Source organism: Streptomyces sp. NPDC056479, from assembly GCF_042795335.1.
Lineage (GTDB): Bacteria > Actinomycetota > Actinomycetes > Streptomycetales > Streptomycetaceae > Streptomyces.
This window is the reverse complement of record NZ_JBHTRZ010000002.1, coordinates 991,574-1,008,382: the sequence shown is the minus strand read 5'-3', so window position 1 is coordinate 1,008,382 and position 16,809 is coordinate 991,574. Positions and strand designations below refer to the sequence as shown.

General features: G+C 71.3%; 11 protein-coding genes. 6 read left to right on the top strand and 5 right to left on the bottom strand.

Annotation, left to right across the window (positions count from 1 at the left end; translation table 11 throughout):
* Nucleotides 1-33: 33 nt before the first annotated feature.
* The 4 genes from ACFQ6S_RS10600 to ACFQ6S_RS10585 form a co-directional block, all read right to left on the bottom strand.
* Nucleotides 34-1,740: a carboxylesterase/lipase family protein gene (locus ACFQ6S_RS10600; protein ID WP_383405954.1), complete on the bottom strand. Its 1,707-nt coding sequence runs from the start codon at nt 1,738-1,740 to the stop codon at nt 34-36.
* A complete protein-coding gene (locus ACFQ6S_RS10595) occupies nt 1,737-2,864 on the bottom strand; it encodes a choice-of-anchor Q domain-containing protein (RefSeq protein ID WP_383405952.1) in 1,128 nt (375 codons plus the stop codon). Before ACFQ6S_RS10595 ends, ACFQ6S_RS10600 begins: the two co-directional genes overlap by 4 nt.
* A gap of 612 nt (nt 2,865-3,476) precedes the next feature.
* Nucleotides 3,477-4,529, bottom strand: a complete 1,053-nt coding sequence (locus tag ACFQ6S_RS10590; protein ID WP_383405950.1) for a zinc-binding dehydrogenase — start codon at nt 4,527-4,529, stop codon at nt 3,477-3,479.
* Nucleotides 4,530-4,567: 38 nt separating this feature from the next.
* A complete protein-coding gene (locus ACFQ6S_RS10585) occupies nt 4,568-5,575 on the bottom strand; it encodes an NADP-dependent oxidoreductase (protein WP_383405947.1) in 1,008 nt (335 codons plus the stop codon).
* Nucleotides 5,576-5,768: 193 nt separating this feature from the next.
* On the opposite strand from ACFQ6S_RS10585, the gene ACFQ6S_RS10580 reads away from it, so the two are divergent.
* The 3 genes from ACFQ6S_RS10580 to ACFQ6S_RS10570 all read left to right on the top strand — a co-directional run bounded on the left by ACFQ6S_RS10580 (nt 5,769) and on the right by ACFQ6S_RS10570 (nt 9,767).
* Nucleotides 5,769-6,725 carry a GlxA family transcriptional regulator gene (locus ACFQ6S_RS10580; RefSeq protein WP_383405944.1) on the top strand — a complete coding sequence of 319 codons (957 nt, stop codon included), beginning with the start codon at nt 5,769-5,771 and terminating at the stop codon, nt 6,723-6,725.
* A gap of 127 nt (nt 6,726-6,852) precedes the next feature.
* Complete coding sequence (gene gap / locus ACFQ6S_RS10575; RefSeq protein ID WP_383405942.1) at nt 6,853-7,851, top strand: type I glyceraldehyde-3-phosphate dehydrogenase; 999 nt, start codon at nt 6,853-6,855, stop codon at nt 7,849-7,851.
* 26 nt (nt 7,852-7,877) lie between these two features.
* Complete coding sequence (locus ACFQ6S_RS10570) at nt 7,878-9,767, top strand: AMP-binding protein (protein WP_383405939.1); 1,890 nt, start codon at nt 7,878-7,880, stop codon at nt 9,765-9,767.
* Here ACFQ6S_RS10570 and ACFQ6S_RS10565 read toward each other — a convergent pair.
* Nucleotides 9,755-12,463 carry a SpoIIE family protein phosphatase gene (locus tag ACFQ6S_RS10565; RefSeq protein ID WP_383405937.1) on the bottom strand — a complete coding sequence of 903 codons (2,709 nt, stop codon included), beginning with the start codon at nt 12,461-12,463 and terminating at the stop codon, nt 9,755-9,757. The genes ACFQ6S_RS10570 and ACFQ6S_RS10565 overlap by 13 nt on opposite strands.
* Before the next feature lie 199 nt (nt 12,464-12,662).
* Between ACFQ6S_RS10565 and ACFQ6S_RS10560 the strand changes: the two genes are divergently transcribed.
* The 3 genes from ACFQ6S_RS10560 (at nt 12,663) to ACFQ6S_RS10550 (ending at nt 16,808) form a co-directional block, all read left to right on the top strand.
* A complete protein-coding gene (locus ACFQ6S_RS10560; protein WP_383406530.1) occupies nt 12,663-13,784 on the top strand; it encodes a PP2C family protein-serine/threonine phosphatase in 1,122 nt (373 codons plus the stop codon).
* Between the two features lie 130 nt (nt 13,785-13,914).
* A complete protein-coding gene (locus ACFQ6S_RS10555) occupies nt 13,915-14,901 on the top strand; it encodes a hypothetical protein (protein WP_383405934.1) in 987 nt (328 codons plus the stop codon).
* A 50-nt stretch (nt 14,902-14,951) separates the two neighbouring features.
* Nucleotides 14,952-16,808 (top strand): HSP90 family protein, encoded by a 1,857-nt coding sequence (locus ACFQ6S_RS10550; protein WP_383405932.1) that lies wholly within the window; start codon nt 14,952-14,954, stop codon nt 16,806-16,808.
* The last annotated feature ends 1 nt before the right edge of the window (nt 16,809 follow it).

Genomic DNA, 16,809 nt, shown 5'->3' with positions numbered 1-16,809 from the left:
CGACCCGGTGGTCGCGGGATCCAGGTGTGGATGTCATCGCATGGCTCCTCGGGAAACCGGGGCGGACTGCCAGAACGGGCAGTGGTGGTCGGCTGCGAACCAGGTGGTGGGACCGACCCGGTCCGGTGCCAGCACCTGGATGCGGTCCCGGGCGGCCGCGTAGCGCGGCCAGGGCGTGGTTCCCGGCGCGTTGGGGTCGCCGGTGGCCACGAAGTGGGCCCAGTAGGCGGTCATCGTGGCGGACAGGCGCCGCTGGGCGGGCGTCAGGGGCGCCAGCGCGTCCGTGGGGAAGAGATAGGCCAGCTCGGAGGCGTGGAAGGCGCCCTGCGGCGTGTGCGGCGCCGGGATGAACGGCGGTGCCTGGGCGTCGTGGAACTCATATGCGTAGACGGGCGCCCGGTTGGCGTACAGACGGCTGTCCGCCCGTGCCGGGCAGGCGAACCGCTGGTCGGTGCCGACGGCGGAGTAGGCGAGGTTGGGGGACGGATACGCCGAGGCAGGGTACGTGTCCAGGACCGCGGCCGCTCGGTTGCCGTGCTGGAGCCTGATGAGGGCGGCGTACGAGTCGGGTGTCAGGGGGCCGCCGCCGAGCAGATCCACGTACAGCGCCGTGAAGTAGCGGTATTCGTCATGGGTGTTGCCGCTCAGCGTCGGGACCGCGTTCACCCGTCCCTCGGCCCACGCCGTGCGCGGAGGGCGGGGGAGGACACGGGGACCGGTGTTCGGCGCCCACAGGGAGGCGGTCCCTGTCCCGGTGGCGCGGATGAGCTCGGTGGTGGGCACGGCACGCAGGCAGCGCGCCGCGGTCGTCGGGTCGGTGCAGCCGACCGAGGCCGCGAAGACGCTTCCCTTGCGCTCGGCCGCGTCGAGCGTGAGGGGTGTCAGACCGCCGTCCGCGGCGCAGGCTCCGCTCTGCTGGATCGCCCGGTGGAACAGGCCTTTCGCGGTCGGCGAGGCGATGTGGAGGCACGTGTCCGCAGATCCCGCGGACTGGCCGCCGAGCGTCACCCGGTCCCGGTCGCCGCCGAAGGCGCCTATGTTGCGACGTACCCAGTGCAACGCGGCCTGCTGGTCCATCAGGCCGTAGTCGCCGGAGGCGCGGTCCGCGCTCTGGGCCGACAGAGCGGGGTGGGCCAGGAACCCCAGTGCTCCGAGGCGGTAGTTGACGGTCACCACGACCACGCCCCGCGCGGCCAGCGAGGTGCCGTCGTAGTCGCTGCCGGCGCCGTACGTGTTGGCGCCGCCGTGCAGCCACACCAGCACCGGGAGCGGCCGGCCGCTGATGCGGGCGGGTGTCCGGACATTGAGGTGGAGGCAGTCCTCCACAGTGCTGCCGGTGCGGTTGGACTCGCCGGGCAGGACAGGGCCGCCGTCGGGGAGCAGAGTCAGCGGCAACTGGGGGCAGGGGTGGGCCGGTTCGGTGGCGTCCCGTATGCCGGACCACCGTGCCGTGGGGCGCGGCGGACGCCAGCGAAGTTCACCCGTCGGCGGGGCGGCGAACGGGATCCCGTGGAAGACCCGCCCGCCGTCGCGGACGGCCGCGCCCCGTACCCAGCCCCGGTCGGTGCGCACGACCAGGGAGTCGGGGCCGGAATCGGCGCGGGCGGTGGGCGGGGGAACGGTCGGTGACAGGAGCAGGGCCGCGAAGGCGGCTATGGCGCGGGCCAGGGTGGGACGTAGGCGCGGGGCCCTCATCCGTCGCTCCGGGTACCAGTGCGGGGTGGGGTGGCTGGGGGTCATGACGATTGCTCGTAGGCGCCTATGTCGCAGGTGGTGCCCTGCGGGCGCGCGACGCCGCGCTGATCGGTGGCCGGGCAGCCGTCGGCCGCGTCGAGGGCGGGGCTGCCGGGCAGCAGCGCGACGGTGTCGGTGGGGCCGCCGTTGTTCGCGAGCGGTCCGATCAGAGGGGCACGGCTGGGCAGATCGCCGCCTGCGGTGAGTCGGCAACTCCCGTCGGCGTCAATGTTGTTGCCCTGCGACGCGATGGTGGCGAAGGCCTTCTTGCAGTCGGCGGGTGCGCCGGCGACGGTGTTGCCCGCGATGATGGAGTTGCGCAGCGTCAAGCGCCCCAGGGGCAGATCGACGATGTCGGGGATCGGTGCGGGCAGACTGTCGAGATAGGCGGGGGCGATGTTGATCCCGCCCCCGCCATCGCTGGAACGGTTGCCGGTGATGGTCGAGTTGAGGATCTCCACGGGCCCCCTTCCCCGGATGTCGATGCCTCCGCCGTAACCGGCGAGGCTGCCGGGGCGGTCGCCGGGGTTCGTCACCCGGTTGTCCGCGATCGTCGAGTTGGTCACGGTGCCGGTGTCGTCGAACCGGATGCCGCCGGCCTCTCCCGCGACGTTCCCGCTGACGGTGCTGTCGATCAGATCGAGGTGGGAGTCAGGGACGTTGAAGATGCCGCCGCCGTAACCGGCGGAGTTCCCGGCGACGGTGACCCGTCGCAGCGTCATGTGATGTCCGTTGGCGATCGCGCCCCCACCGGTGTCGGTGATGGGCAGTTCGCGTTGCCTGGTCACTCCTGCGGTGATCGTCAGATCGGACAGCCGGCTGTCCGCCTGCATGCGGAAGGCCCGGTCCAGGTGGTTGGCGTCGATGACGGTGGTCCGTGCGCCGGCGCCCTTGATCGTGGTCTGGGCGGTGACGTTCAGGTCGCCCGTGGTGGGGTCGGGGTGGTCGCCGATGATCAGCCGCGGGTCGGGCGGGATCGTGAGCCGGTAGCGGCCGGGAGGCAGCGTGATCGTACTGCCCGGCCGGGCGTTGGCGGCCATCACCGCGGCTCGCAGGCTGCACGCGCCCGAGGCGGTGAGACACCGGCCGTCCGACCCGACGGCGTCGACCGCGTCGGAGGTGGTGTCCACGGTGAACTCGCCAGGTCCGGCAGCCGGGGCAGCGGCGGCAGGGGCGACGGGATGTGCAGCAGTGGCAAGGAGAACGGCGGCGGTTGCGGCCGTGACGGCTAAGGACTTCACGCTGTGAACCCCTCTCGGTGAGGAATAGGGGCGTACCCGGATTCGGCTGCTGCGAGGGCTTCGTGCCGGTGAGCGATGCGCGGCTCGTACGGGGGCGGCGTCGGCGCGGCCGGGGCGTGCCTCCTGGGTATCGCCCGTGGTCTGTAGCGAGCGTTCCATTCAGACAGGCCCGTGTCCACGGACGGACGCGGGAATGGCCGAATGGGGATGTCGTGGCGCCAGGGAGCGGAAGCCGCTTGAGTGCCATGGGACCTGGCCACGACGACAGGCTGAGGCGATCGTTGGCCTGCGGAGGTGACGGCGCGTCACGCCGGGGCGGCCGTCACGGGCCGGGGAGGAGCGCCGTCCACGACGGGAGGGCTGCCTCGGGCTGACGGCTTCGTGCTGCGGGACAAGGCCGCGGGCCGCCCGGACGTGGCGGAACGGCCCGCAGCCCTGCCCATCGGCCCGCGCCATCCCCGGCCGGGCAGCGGATCCGATGAGACAGGGCGTTGAGGAGCGTCAGCGCGTGGGGTCGAGAAGGATCTTGCGGACGCCGTCGGAGCGGCCTGCGAACAATTCGTACGCCGCCGGGCCTTCGGAGAGGGCGAAGTGGTGGGAGACCACGACCTCGGGCTTGATCCGGCCGGCCCGGGTGAGGGCGATCAGCGGAGGGAGTTCGTAGTGCACCGAGCACAGCCCGATGGCGAACTCCAGTTCCTTGATCTGCGCCAGTCCCATGTGGAAGGGGAATGCCTTGTTCTGACTCACCCCGATGACACTGACCCGGCCGGCCTGTCGGACGGCCTTGAGGGCGAGCTCGATGGTGGCGTCGGAGCCCACGGCCTCCACCACGGCGTCCGGCCCGCGTCCGTCGGTCATCTCCCGTATGGCCGCCCGCACGTCCTCGCCCTCGACCGGCTCGACACCCAGGGTGGCGGCGAAGGCACGGCGCTCCGCGACCAGGTCCGTGCCCAGTACCCGCGCGGCACCCATCGCGAAGGCCGACTGGGCGGCCATGAGGCCGACCGGGCCGAGGCCGATGACCAGGACGGTCTCGCCTGGCTGGATCCGGGCGCGGCGGCAGCCGTACCAGGCCGTGGGGGCGTTGTCCGTCAGGACGATGGCGGCCTCGTCGGAGATGTCCTCGGGCAGGCGCACCAGATTGACGTCGGCGCATGGCACCGCCAGGGCCTGGGCCTGGCTGCCCTGGAGCTGCGGGCTCACTCCGTAGCAGAGCTCCATGCTCGACTTGGCGCGCTCGCACCGGGCGGTGAACCCGGCCGCGCACGACCCGCACTGCGCGCAGCCGACAGAGGCGGGCACCAGAACCCGGTCGCCGGGCTTGAAGCGGGTCACCTGGCCGCCGGTCTCGACGACCACGCCGACGCATTCGTGTCCGGGTGTGTAGCCCAGTTCCGGGCTGAACGGGTGACCGCCGTAGATGTGCAGGTCGCTGCCGCAGATGCCGGCCGAGGTCACCTGCACCACCGCGTCGGTGGGGCTGGTGACGGCCGGGTCGGGGACGTCCCCGTGGCGGATGTCGTGACGGCCGTGGTAGGTCAGTGCCTTCATCGGGTCTCTTCCTCTTTCCCTTCCTCCCTTCGGTCCGGTCAGTCCGCGATCTTCAGCACGAGCTTGCCGTGGTTGTCGCCACGGAACAGCCGCATCAGGGTTTCGGGGAACTCCGCGACCGAGCCGGACACCACGTGCTCCAGGGACTTCAGCCGGCCCTCCGCCCGCCACGTGGCCATCTGTGCGATGCCCTCGGCGTACCGATCGGCGTAGTCGAACACCACGATGCCCGTCATGGAGGCGCGGTTCACCAGCAGCGACAGGTAGTTGGCGGGGCCCTGCGGCTTGGTGCTGTTGTACTGGGAGATCGCACCGCACACGATGACGCGGGCACCGCGCGCCAGCCGTAGCAGCACGGCGTCCAGAACGTCGCCGCCGACGTTGTCGAAGTACACGTCGACGCCGTCGGGGGCGTGCTCGCGCAGCGCCTTGCGGATGTCCTCGTTCTGATAGTCGATCGCGGCGTCGAAGCCGAACTCGTCCACCACCAGCCGGCACTTGGCCTCGCCGCCGGCGATGCCGATGACCCGGCAGCCCAGGATCTTGGCGATCTGCCCGACGACGCTGCCGACGGCCCCGGCCGCTCCGGACACCACGACGGTCTGCCCGGGCTCGGGAAGCCCCACCTCGATCAGGCCGAAGTAGGCCGTCAGGCCCGACATGCCGAGCGTGCCGAGATACGTCGGCAAGGGGGCCGCCGCCGGATCGACCTTGGTCACGTCGCGTCCGTCGGACACGCAGTACTCCTGCACGCCGAACGAGCCCGACACATGGTCGCCGACCGCGAATCCGGAGTGCCGGGAGGCGATCACCCTTCCCACCGCACCGGCCCGCATCACCTCGCCGAGCTCCACCGGGCGGATGTAGGACCTGCCCGCGTTCATCCAGCCGCGCATCGCCGGGTCGATCGACAGACAGAGCACCTGCACCAGGAACTCCCCGTCGCCCGGCTGCCCGGCCGGCTCCTCGACGTGCTCCCAGTCGGTGGGCCGCGGCTCTGCCACGGGACGTGCGGCCAGTCGTACCTGGCGGTTGATCGTGCTCATCTCCGGCGGCTCCTTCGACGGGACATACCAGCTGGTCGGTATGGAGAGTGAGCGTACGGGGGGTGTGTCGTTCGAGACAAGAGGGAGCCCGGTCCGAGGTGTGGCCCATGGGTGGGGTTCAGGACAGGTCGGCGAGGCCGACGGCGGCGCTGCGGATGATCGTGACGGCACCGGCGGCTCGTACCCTGGTCCCGTGCCGCCCTCCCGCCTGCACCGTGTCGCCGTCCTTGTGCTCGAAGGTGCCAAACCGCTCGATGTCGGCATCCCGGCACAGGTGTTCACGACGCGCGCGAGCATGCCGTACGAGGTGCGGGTGTGCGGCGCGGCGCCCGGGCCGGTGACCGGCGGGGACGGTCTGGCGTACCACGTCGCCGACGGCCTCGACGCGCTCGCCTGGGCCGACATCGTCTTCGTGCCCGGCTATCGGTTCCCGGACCGCGAGGACCCACCGCGGACCGTCGTCGACGCGCTGATCGCCGCCCACGACCGGGGCGCACGCCTGGCCGCCATCTCGACGGGCGCCTTCGCGCTCGCCGCCACGGGCCTGCTCGACGGCAAGCGCGCCACCACGCACTGGCACTACACGCGGGCGCTCGCCGAGAAGCACCCCCTCGTGCGGGTCGACGAGAACGTCCTGTTCGTCGACGAGGGCAGCGTGCTGACGTCGGCAGGCGCCGCCTCGGGCATCGACCTGTGCCTGCACATCCTGCGCGGAGACCTCGGCGTGGCCGCCTCCAACCACGCGGCCAGGCGTCTGGTCGCTGCCCCCTACCGCAGCGGTGGCCAGGCGCAGTACGTGCCACGCAGCGTGCCCGAGCCGCTCGGCGAACGGTTCGCCGCCACCCGGGAGTGGGCCCTGCACCGGCTCGACGAGCCGCTCGGCCTGGAAGCCCTTGCCGAGCACGCGGCCGTCTCGCCGCGCACCTTCTCGCGACGCTTCGTCGAGGACACCGGATACACGCCGATGCAGTGGGTCATGCGAGCGCGTATCGACCTGGCCCGCGAGCTGCTCGAGCGATCGCAGCGGAGCGTCGAGCAGATCGCGGGCGACGTGGGTCTGGGCACCGGCGCGAATCTGCGCATGCACTTCCAGCGCATCCTCGGCACCACCCCGAGCGAGTACCGCCGCACCTTCACCCGCGGCGAGTAGCCGGCCCTCCACGCCGTGGCGCGATCCTTGCGAACCATGGCGCTCTCGCCACGGCCACGGCCGGATCCCGCACGGAAGTCTGGTGGTGACGAACCGTAGGGACACCGACAGACACCAAGAGGCATCCATGACTCGCATCGCCATCAACGGATTCGGCCGCATCGGGCGCAACGTGCTGCGCGTCCTGCTCGAACGCGACAGCGACCTCGAGATCGTCGCCGTCAACGATCTCACCGAACCCACCGCCCTCGCCCGGCTCCTCGCCTTCGACTCCACGGCCGGCCGGCTCGGCCGTCCGGTGACCGTGGACGGCGACACCCTCGTCGTCGACGGCCGCCGCATCGCGGTGCTCGCCGAGCGCGAGCCGGCGCAGCTGCCGTGGGCCGAACTCGGCGTCGACGTCGTGCTGGAGTCGACCGGCCGCTTCACCTCCGCCAAGGCCGCCCGCGCCCACCTCGACGCGGGCGCCAGGAAGGTCCTGGTCAGCGCGCCGTCCGACGGTGCGGACGTCACGCTCGCATACGGGGTCAACACCGACGCCTACGACCCGGCCCTCCACACGATCGTCTCGAACGCCTCCTGCACGACCAACGCGCTCGCACCGCTGGCCGCCGTCCTCGACGAACTCGCCGGCATCGAGCACGGATTCATGACCACGGTGCACGCCTACACGCAGGAGCAGAACCTCCAGGACAGCCCGCACCGCGACGCCCGCCGGGCCCGTGCCGCCGCGCTCAACATCGTGCCCACCACCACGGGTGCCGCCAAGGCGATCGGCCTCGTACTGCCGGGCCTCGACGGCAAGCTGTCGGGCGACTCCCTCCGTGTACCGGTTCCGGTGGGCTCGATCGTGGAGCTCAACACCACCGTCGCGCGGGAGGTCACCCGCGAGGACGTACTGGCGGCCTACCGCACCGCGGCTGAGGGTCCGCTGGCCGGCGTCCTCGAGTACTCCGACGACCCCCTCGTCTCGACCGACATCACCGGCAACCCCGCCTCGTCGATCTTCGACTCGGCCCTCACCCGTGTCGACGGCCGCCACATCAAGGTGGTTGCCTGGTACGACAACGAGTGGGGCTTCTCCCACCGCGTGATCGATACGCTGGAGCTGCTCGCGAACGGCTGACCGGCGGCGGACTCAAGGGGAGCGCGATGGGAATGTACGAGGACGTCTTCCGGGCCAGCCTCGAAGACCCGGAGGGCTTCTGGCTGCGGGCGGCGGAAGGCGTCGACTGGGAGGTGGCGCCGTCCCGTGCCCTGGACTCCTCGGGCGCACCCTTCCACCGCTGGTTCCCCGACGGCCGGCTCAACGTCTGCTTCAACGCCGTGGACCGGCATGTCGAAGCCGGTCGGGGCGAACAGCTCGCGCTCGTCTACGACTCCCCGGTGACCGACACCCGGCGCAGCTACACCTACGCCCGGCTGAGGGACGAGGTGGCCGCCTTCGCCGGGGCACTCGCCGGGCTCGGTGTGGGGCACGGCGACCGGGTGGTCATCTACATGCCGATGGTGCCCGAGGCCGCCATCGCGATGCTGGCCTGCGCACGCATCGGCGCCGTCCACTCGGTCGTCTTCGGCGGGTTCGCGCCGCCCGAACTCGCGGTGCGTATCGACGATGCCGCCCCCAAGGTGGTCGTCTCCGCCTCCTGCGGCATCGAGGGCAAGCGCGTCATCCCGTACAAGCCGCTGCTGGACCGTGCGATCGAACTCGCCGGGCACAAGCCGCAGAAGCGGATCATCCTGCAACGGCCGCAGGAGCCGGCCGAGTTGGGGCCGGACGACCTCGACTGGGCAGGCCTGGTCGCCGACGCACCGCAGGCGGCCTGTGTTCCCGTGGCCGCGACCGACCCCCTCTACATCCTCTACACGTCCGGAACGACCGGAAAGCCCAAGGGAGTTGTCCGCGACTGCGGCGGTTGTGCCGTGGCGCTCCACTGGTCGATGGGCGCCGTGTACGACATCGGCCCGGGCGAGACGATGTTCACCGGGTCCGACGTCGGCTGGGTCGTCGGGCACTCGTACATCGTCTACGGGCCGCTGCTCGCCGGTGCCACGACCGTGCTGTACGAGGGCAAGCCGGTCGGCACCCCGGATGCGGGCCAGTTCTGGCGGGTCGCCGCCGAGCACGGCGTGAAGACCATGTTCACGGCGCCCACCGCCTTCCGCGCCATCCGGAAGGAGGACCCGAAGGGCGCCCTCACCGCGGACTACGACCTCTCCCGCCTGCGCTACCTCTTCCTCGCCGGCGAGCGCCTCGACCCCGAGACCTACCACTGGGCGGGCGCCCTCCTGGACATCCCGGTGATCGACCACTGGTGGCAGACGGAGACCGGCTGGCCCATCGTCGCCAACCCGGTTGGCATCGAGGCCGCCCCCGTCAAACCCGGCTCGCCCACCCTTCCGCTGCCGGGCTGGGACGTCCGCGTCCTCGACCCCTCGGGGCAGCCCGTGCCGGCGGGCGTCGACGGCGCGATCGTGGTGAAGCTCCCTCTGCCGCCCGGTTCGCTGCCCACCCTCTGGAACGACGACGCCCGGTTCGTCGCCTCCTACCTCTCCGCCTACGACGGCTACTACCTCACCGGCGACAGCGGGCACCTCGACGAGGACGGCTACGTGTACGTCATGGGCCGCACCGACGATGTCATCAACGTCGCCGGACACCGGCTGTCCACCGGCAGCATGGAAGAGGCCCTGGCCGCTCACCCCGATGTCGCCGAGTGCGCCGTGATCGGGGTCGCGGACGCCCTCAAGGGGCAGGTCCCACGCGGCTTCGTCGTCCTGAAGGCGGGCGCCGCCCGCGACCCGGGAGAGGTCGAGACCGAACTGGTCCGGCTCGTACGCGAGCGCATCGGCGCCGTCGCCTCGCTCAAGGAGGTCGCCGTCGTGGCCGCCCTGCCCAAGACGCGCTCGGGGAAGATCCTGCGCAAGACGATGCGTGGTATCGCCGACGGCCTCGACGAACCCATCCCGTCCACGGTGGACGACCCGGGCGTCATCGAGTCCCTGCGCCCGCTTCTGCACCGCCCCGATCACCCCGTCTGAGCCGGCTGATCGCCGCCGCTTCCCGTCTCGGGCAGGGCCTGTTCGGCCCAGATGACCTTGCCCTGTGGGGTGTACCGGGTGCCCCAGCGCTCGGCCATCTGGGACACCAGGAACAGGCCCCGGCCTCCCTCGTCCGTCGTCGCGGCGTAGCGCAGATGCGGTGAGGTGCTGCTGCCGTCGGCCACTTCGCAGATCAGCGTGCGGTCGCGGATCAGCCGTACGTGGATCGGCCCGCTGCCGTAGCGGATGGCGTTGGTGATGAGCTCGCTCAGGATGAGCTCCATGGTGAAGCCGAACTCGGACAGGTCCCACGCCTCGAGCCTTTCGGACACCGCTTCGCGCATCCCCGCGACTGCCGCCGGATCCGGTGGTACGTCCCAGTCGGCGATCCGGTCGGGCGGCAGTTCCCGGGTGCGGGCGACGAGCAGGGCGACGTCGTCCTTGGGACGCTCGGGGAGCAGGCTGTCCAGTACGTCCTGGCAGGTCTCCTCCGGCGGCCGGCCGGGGTGGCCCGTCAGCGCGTCGCGCAGCAGTTCCATTCCGACGTCCAGGTCGCGCTTGCGGTCCTCGATGAGGCCGTCGGTGTACAGGACGAGCTGGGTCCCCTCCGCGAGGCACAGCTCCGCGGTCTGGAACGGCATGCCGCCGAGGCCCAGGGGCGGACCGGCCGGCACGTCCGGGAAAGTGACGGTTCCGTCGGGGTGGACCAGCGCGGGCGCCAGATGCCCCGCACGCGCCATGACGTAGCGGCGCGTCACCGGGTCGTAGATCCCGTACAGGCAGGTGGCGCCCACGACGCCCGCGGCACTCTCCGCCGCCTCGTTCTGATCGATGCTTCCGACCAGATCGTCCAGATGGCTCAGCAGCTCGTCGGGTGGCAGATCGAGGGTGGAGAAGTTGTGCACCGCGGTCCGCAGCCGTCCCATCGTGGCGGCGGCGTGCAGGCCGTGGCCGACCACATCGCCGACCGCCAGTGCCACCCGGCTCCCCGGCATGGGAATCACGTCGAACCAGTCTCCGCCCACGCCCGACTGGGCGGGGAGATAGCGGTAGGCGATGTCGAGGGCGTTCTGCTCGGGCATGGCCTGGGGCAGCAGGCTGCGCTGGAGGGTGACTGCCAGGGCGTGCTCGCGGGTGTAGCGGCGGGCGTTGTCGATGCTCGTCGCGGCGCGGGCCACCAGCTCCTCCGCCAGTGACAGGTCCTCCTCGTTGAAGCGCTCATGCTGTTGTGCCCGCCAGAAGGTGGCCATGCCCAGTACGACGCCACGGGCCTGGATGGGGGCGGTGATCAGGGAATGGATGCCGTAGTCGATGATCGCCTTGGCGCGATCCGGGTCCTGCACGCGCCAGCCCGTGGCGGTCGGCAGGTCGCTCACCAGCTGCGAGCGGCCGCTGCCGTAGCCGCGCGCCTGCGGCGTGGAGGGCAGGTAGTCGAAGAGCCGGCCCCGTTCGGAGAGCGGATGGTTTTCCTGGATGCCGCACACGGCCGCGCGTCGCATGTCCGTCCCCGTGGGGGCCGGCTCCTCGCCGTGCAGGACGGCGTCGGCCAGGTCCACGGTGACGAAGTCCGCGAAGCGGGGAATGGGGACCCGCGCCAACTCGTCGGCGGTGCGCAGCACGTCCAGGGTGGTGCCGATGAGGAGTCCGGCGTCGTACAGCAGCCTGAGCCGCTCCCGTGCGACCTCCGCCCTGCCCGTCACCGCCTGCAGCTCGGTGGAGTCGCGTAGCGTCACCACCGTTCCCTTGGGGCCTCCCTTGCGATCCGTGGGTCGTTGGTTGACCGCGAGCAGCCGCTCGCCCGCGAGGTGCACCTCGTCCGTGGTCTCGCGCCCGGAGGTGAGCAACTCCTTCGTCTCGGGATCGAGTCCCGGGAGTTCCGAGACGAGCCGGCCCTCGACGTCCGGGGGCAGCTCCAGCAGTCGTCTGGCCTCGTCGTTCGCCAGCATCAGCCGCCCGTCGGCGGCGACGATCAGCACGCCTTCCCGAACGGAGTGGAGCACCGTGTCGTGGTGCTCGTACATCAGGGTCATCTCGCCCGGGGCAAGGCTGTGCGTCTGCCGTCGCAGCCGCCTGCCCACCAGTGCCGTCACACCGGTCGACAGCACGAGCGCCCCGGCCCCGGCGCCGATGATGATCGGTAGTTGCCGGGTCAACTGACTCTGGACGTTCTTGACCTTCATCCCGGCCGAGACGAGGGCCACCACCTTGCTGTCGGCGTTCTTGACCGGGACCGTGGCCTGCACCTCGCGACCGAGCGGGCCGTTGACGCTCTCCACGTAGACCTTCCCCGCCAGCGACGGCCCGATCTCGCCCACGAAGCGCTTGCCGATGCGATCCGGCAAGGGGTGCGTGTACCGGATGCCCTCGGTGTTCATGACCACGATGAAGTCGACGCCGGCGGCGCGGCGTGCCGCCTCGGTGAGCGGCTGGAGAATCTTGCTCGGATCCGGGGTCTGCAAAGCCGCCAGGACGCCTGGTGAGTGCGCGAAGGTCTGTGCCACGGCAGTGGAGCGACGCTTGGCCTCGGCGCTGGTGTCCCGCTCCGACTGCAGGATGAGAGCGAACACGCCGCAGGCCACGAGGAGCACCACCAGGGCCACCTGGAAGATCAACACCTGCCCGGCTACGCTCCGCGTGCTCTTGCCGATCACGCGTTTGACCGGGAGGTGTGGAAAACGGGCGAAGCGACTCGCCATGCGACCTTTTTAACACCGGTGATCCCGAGTGGCCAGGGCTCATCCGTTCCTCGCTCGGCCGACCCCGGGCGTCTTCGCAGCCATGCGTTGCATGGTCTCGGCCCCGCCGGACATGGCTGCCACCGCAGATTCTCGTGCGCGGCGCTTGATCCTTCCGTGCTTGATGCCCGTTTAGGCCGATATGATGCTTTTTGTGATCATGTCTGCACGGCTGTGGCGCCGTCGCCCCGCCTACAGCGGCCGATGGGAAGCTGCCCGGCTGTCACCCGTGGTCCTGACCGTCCTCATCGCCGCTCTGGCGTTCTCCACACCCAGGGAGATCGCCGTCAGCCGCCTGCTGCCCGCCGCACCCGCCCTGGCCGCCGCGATGTGGCCCGTGCTCCCCACGATGCTCCTGGGGTCGTTCTGCCTGCTGCTCATGATCGTTCTCAGCTTCTTCTACACCGATCTGGGGACGCAGTACACGGGGGCGGCGATCGTCGCGGTCACCTTGGCGGCCGCATACGGGAGCCATGTCCGACTTCAGCGAGAGGAAATACTCTTCCAGGTCCGGCTCGTCGCCGACGCGGCCCAGAAGGTGCTGCTGCGCCCGCTGCCGCGCCGCATCCAGGACGTCGAGATCGAGTCGCTGTATCTGGCGGCCCAGGAGCAGGCCCGGATCGGCGGTGACTTCTTCGAGGCGATCGGAACACCGCACGGGGTCCGGCTGCTCATAGGCGATGTACGGGGCAAAGGTCTGTCCGCGGTGGGAGCGGCCTCGGCGGTGATCAGTTGCTTCAGGGAGGCCGCGTACGACGAGCCGGACCTGCAGGGCATCGTCCGCCGCCTGGAGACCACCGTCACGCGCCACAGCGCCGCGTTTCCCGCCCACGACCAGCCCGAGCACTTCGCCACCGCTCTCCTCGCCGAGATCCCGCTCGGCGGCGGCAACCTGCGACTGCTCAACTGCGGGCATCCCCCGCCGCTGATCGCGCGTTGCGGGAAGGTCCGGGTCCTGGAGCCCACCGTCGCTTCTCCGCCCCTCAACCTCGCGGCGCTCATCGGCGACCGCTACTGGGTCGACATGGTCCCCTTCGCCCCGGGCGACCAGTTGCTGCTCTACACGGACGGCGTGTCGGAGGCCCGGGACCACAGCGGCCGGTTCTTCCCGCTGTCGGACTGGATGGGTCGGCAGGACCAGGAGCAGCCGCGCGAGCTGCTCGACCAACTCCACCGGGATCTGCTCCAGCACTGCGGCGGAAGACTCGACGACGACATCGCGGCGCTCGCGCTGAGATGCTCCGGCGCGCAGGATCGCAGAGCCGCCGGCGCAGAGGGCTGAGTCCTCGGGAAAGACGGAGGACGGGCCCGGAACCGGCCCGTGAAGTGCTCGTGAAAACCCTGTGGAAGCGGTGTCGGTGCAGCCGTTTATGCTGCACCGAAGATCACGCGGGACCTGGGGAGGGCGCGGCATGTTCGGCAAGCTGTTCGGTAGGGGCGAAGAGAGACCGGCGGCGGATCCGCATGCCCTTCCCGTCCCGCGCAGGCAGCGGAACGGGATGTACACGCTGCGCGCGCTCGGGGACGCGCGGGTGCTCGCGCTGGTGGAGGCCGCCGAGGCGGGTGACTGGGAGGCGGTCAAGACGGCGCTGGGTCCCTTCGATCTCGGCCGCGACCACCTGGTCCTGGCCGAGCTGGCCGACCTGGACGGGGTGCAGGACTGGATCGGCCGGGCCGTCGAGGAGGACAAGGAGCACCGGGCGACCGCCCTGTTGATCTCCGGGACGCGCCACATCAGCTGGGGCTGGGAGGCCCGCACCGCCGCGCGTGCCGTGGACGTCACGCAGGAGCAGTGGCGGGTCTTCCACGAGCGGCTCGGCATCGCCGAGGAGCAGCTGCTCGAGGCCGCCGAGTTGCGTCCGGACTGGATCACGCCATGGCGCCGCCTCCTCACCTCCGGTCGCGGCATGTCGCTGGGGTCCGCCGTCAACGAGACCCGGCTCGCCGCGGCCCTGCGCCGCGACCCCCTGGACCTGGAGTCACGTATCGAGTGGGTGTCACAACTGCAGCCCCGCTGGGGCGGCGAGCCCGGCCAGGCCCTGACGTTCGCCCGTGAGGCGTTCGCCGGTGCGCCGGAGGGCCACCGTCTCGGCTGTGTGATCGCCATGGCCCACATCGAGGAGTGGGTCGAGTCCGACCGGAAGGACCATCTCGACACACCCCGCACCCAGGAGGAGCTGCGGGATGCGGCCAGGCGCAGCATCCTCCACCCCGCCTACGACCGACGTCCCGGCTGGCAGGCGGACTTCAACATGTTCGCCATGGCCCTGGCGCTGTCCTCCGAGAGCATCGTGGCACCGCGCGTCTTCCACGAGCTCGACGGCGCCTACACCTCGTGGCCCTGGGAGTACATGGCGCGGCCGGAGAAGATGTACGCCCACTTCCGGCGTCGCGCCTGAGTCCGCCACCTCACCTGCCTCTCGTCGAACTCCTCACCCCGGACTGCCAGATGACTCTGCCCGACACCCCCTTGAGCCCGGCCGGCGCCGACCGCACCTTCCAGGTGGACCTGCGCGGCCTCGTCGATCTCCTCTCCCACCACCTCTACTCCAGCCCGCGCGTCTATCTGCGCGAACTGCTGCAGAACGCCGTGGACGCGCTGACCGCCCGCCACGGCCTCGAACCGGCCGCGCCCGCCGACGCCTTCGGTATCCGCCTGTACGCCGACGGCAAGCTGGTACGCGTCGAGGACGACGGCGTGGGTCTCACCGAGGACGACGTGCACACCTTCCTCGCCACGATCGGCCGGAGCAGCAAGCGGGCCGAGAGGATCGCCGAGCAACGCGGCGACTTCATCGGCCAGTTCGGCATCGGTCTGCTCTCCTGCTTCCTGGTCGCGGACGAGATCCACGTCCTGAGCCGCTCCGCCCGCACCCCCGACGCGCCAGCCGTGGAGTGGCGGGGACGCGGCGACGGCAGCTACACCGTCCGTACCCTGCCGGTCTCCGCCCGCCCCCGGCCCGGTACCACCGTCACCCTGACGCCACGCGCCGACGCGGTCGAGTGGACCCGCCCGGCGCAGGTGCACGCGCTGGCCCGCCACTTCGGCTCGCTGCTCCGGCACCCGGTGACCTTCGACGACGGCACAGGCGGCACGGGCAACCCGGGCGCGGCCGTCAACCCCGAGCCCGCACCCTGGGCGTGTACGTACCCCACGCCGGGAGCCCGTTCCCGGGCGCTGGCCGCGTACGGCGAGGAGGTCTTCGGGTTCACACCGCTGGACACCATCGAGCTGGACCTGCCGGCCGTGGGCCTGAAGGGCATCGCGTGCGTGCTGCCCGAGACGGTGCCGGCCGGGCGCCGCCACGGCCACCGCGTGCACGTCAAGGGCATGCTGCTGTCCGAGCAGGCCGAGGAGATCCTGCCCGACTGGGCGTTCTTCGTCCGCTGTGTCGTCGACGCCGAGAGCCTGCGCCCGACGGCGTCCCGCGAGTCCCTCTACGAGGACGACACCCTCGCCGCCGTCCGCGACGCCCTCGCCGAGCGGCTGCGCGCGTGGATCGCCCGGGCCGCCGCCAGCGACCCGGACCTGCTCGGCCGCTTCCTCCAGGCCCACCACCTGGCCGTGAAGTCGCTTGCGGTGCACGACGACGAGATCCTGCGGATGCTGCTGCCCTGGCTGCCGTTCGAGACCACCGACGGGCACACCACCCTCGACGAGTTCGCGCGCACCCACCGCACCGTGCTCGTGACGTCGAGCGTGGAGGAGTTCCGGCAGGTCGCCGCCATCGCCTCGGCCGCGGGGCTCGGCGTCGTCAACGGCGGCTACACCTACGACCGTGAACTCGTGCACCGGCTGCCCGAGATCAGGCCCGAGGCCACCGTCGCCGACCTCGACCCGGCGACCCTCACCGCCCACCTCGACCCGGTCGACCGCGAGACGGAACTGGCCGCCGCGGCCTACCTCGCCCAGGCCCGCGACGCCCTCGCCGTCTTCGACTGCGATGTCGCGCTGCGCACCTTCCAGCCGGCGTCCGCCCCCGCCCTGCTCGTCGACAGCCGCGAGGCCCGGCACGAGCGCACCCGCTCCCAGCTCGCCCGGGAGCAGGACGGCGGCCTGTGGGGCGACATCCTCGGCGCCCTGCGCCAGGAGGCACCGCGGGCCCAGCTGATCCTCAACCAGCTCAACCCGCTGGTCCGCACCGCCGTCACCATCGACGAACCTGAGCTGGCCCGCACCAGCGCCGAAGCCCTCTACGGGCAGGCCGCGATGCTGTCCCGGCGCCCGCTCAGGCCCGCCGAATCCAGCCTGATCAACCGCTCGTTCCTCGACCTTCTCGCCCACGCCCTGCGCAAGGACAGCTGAC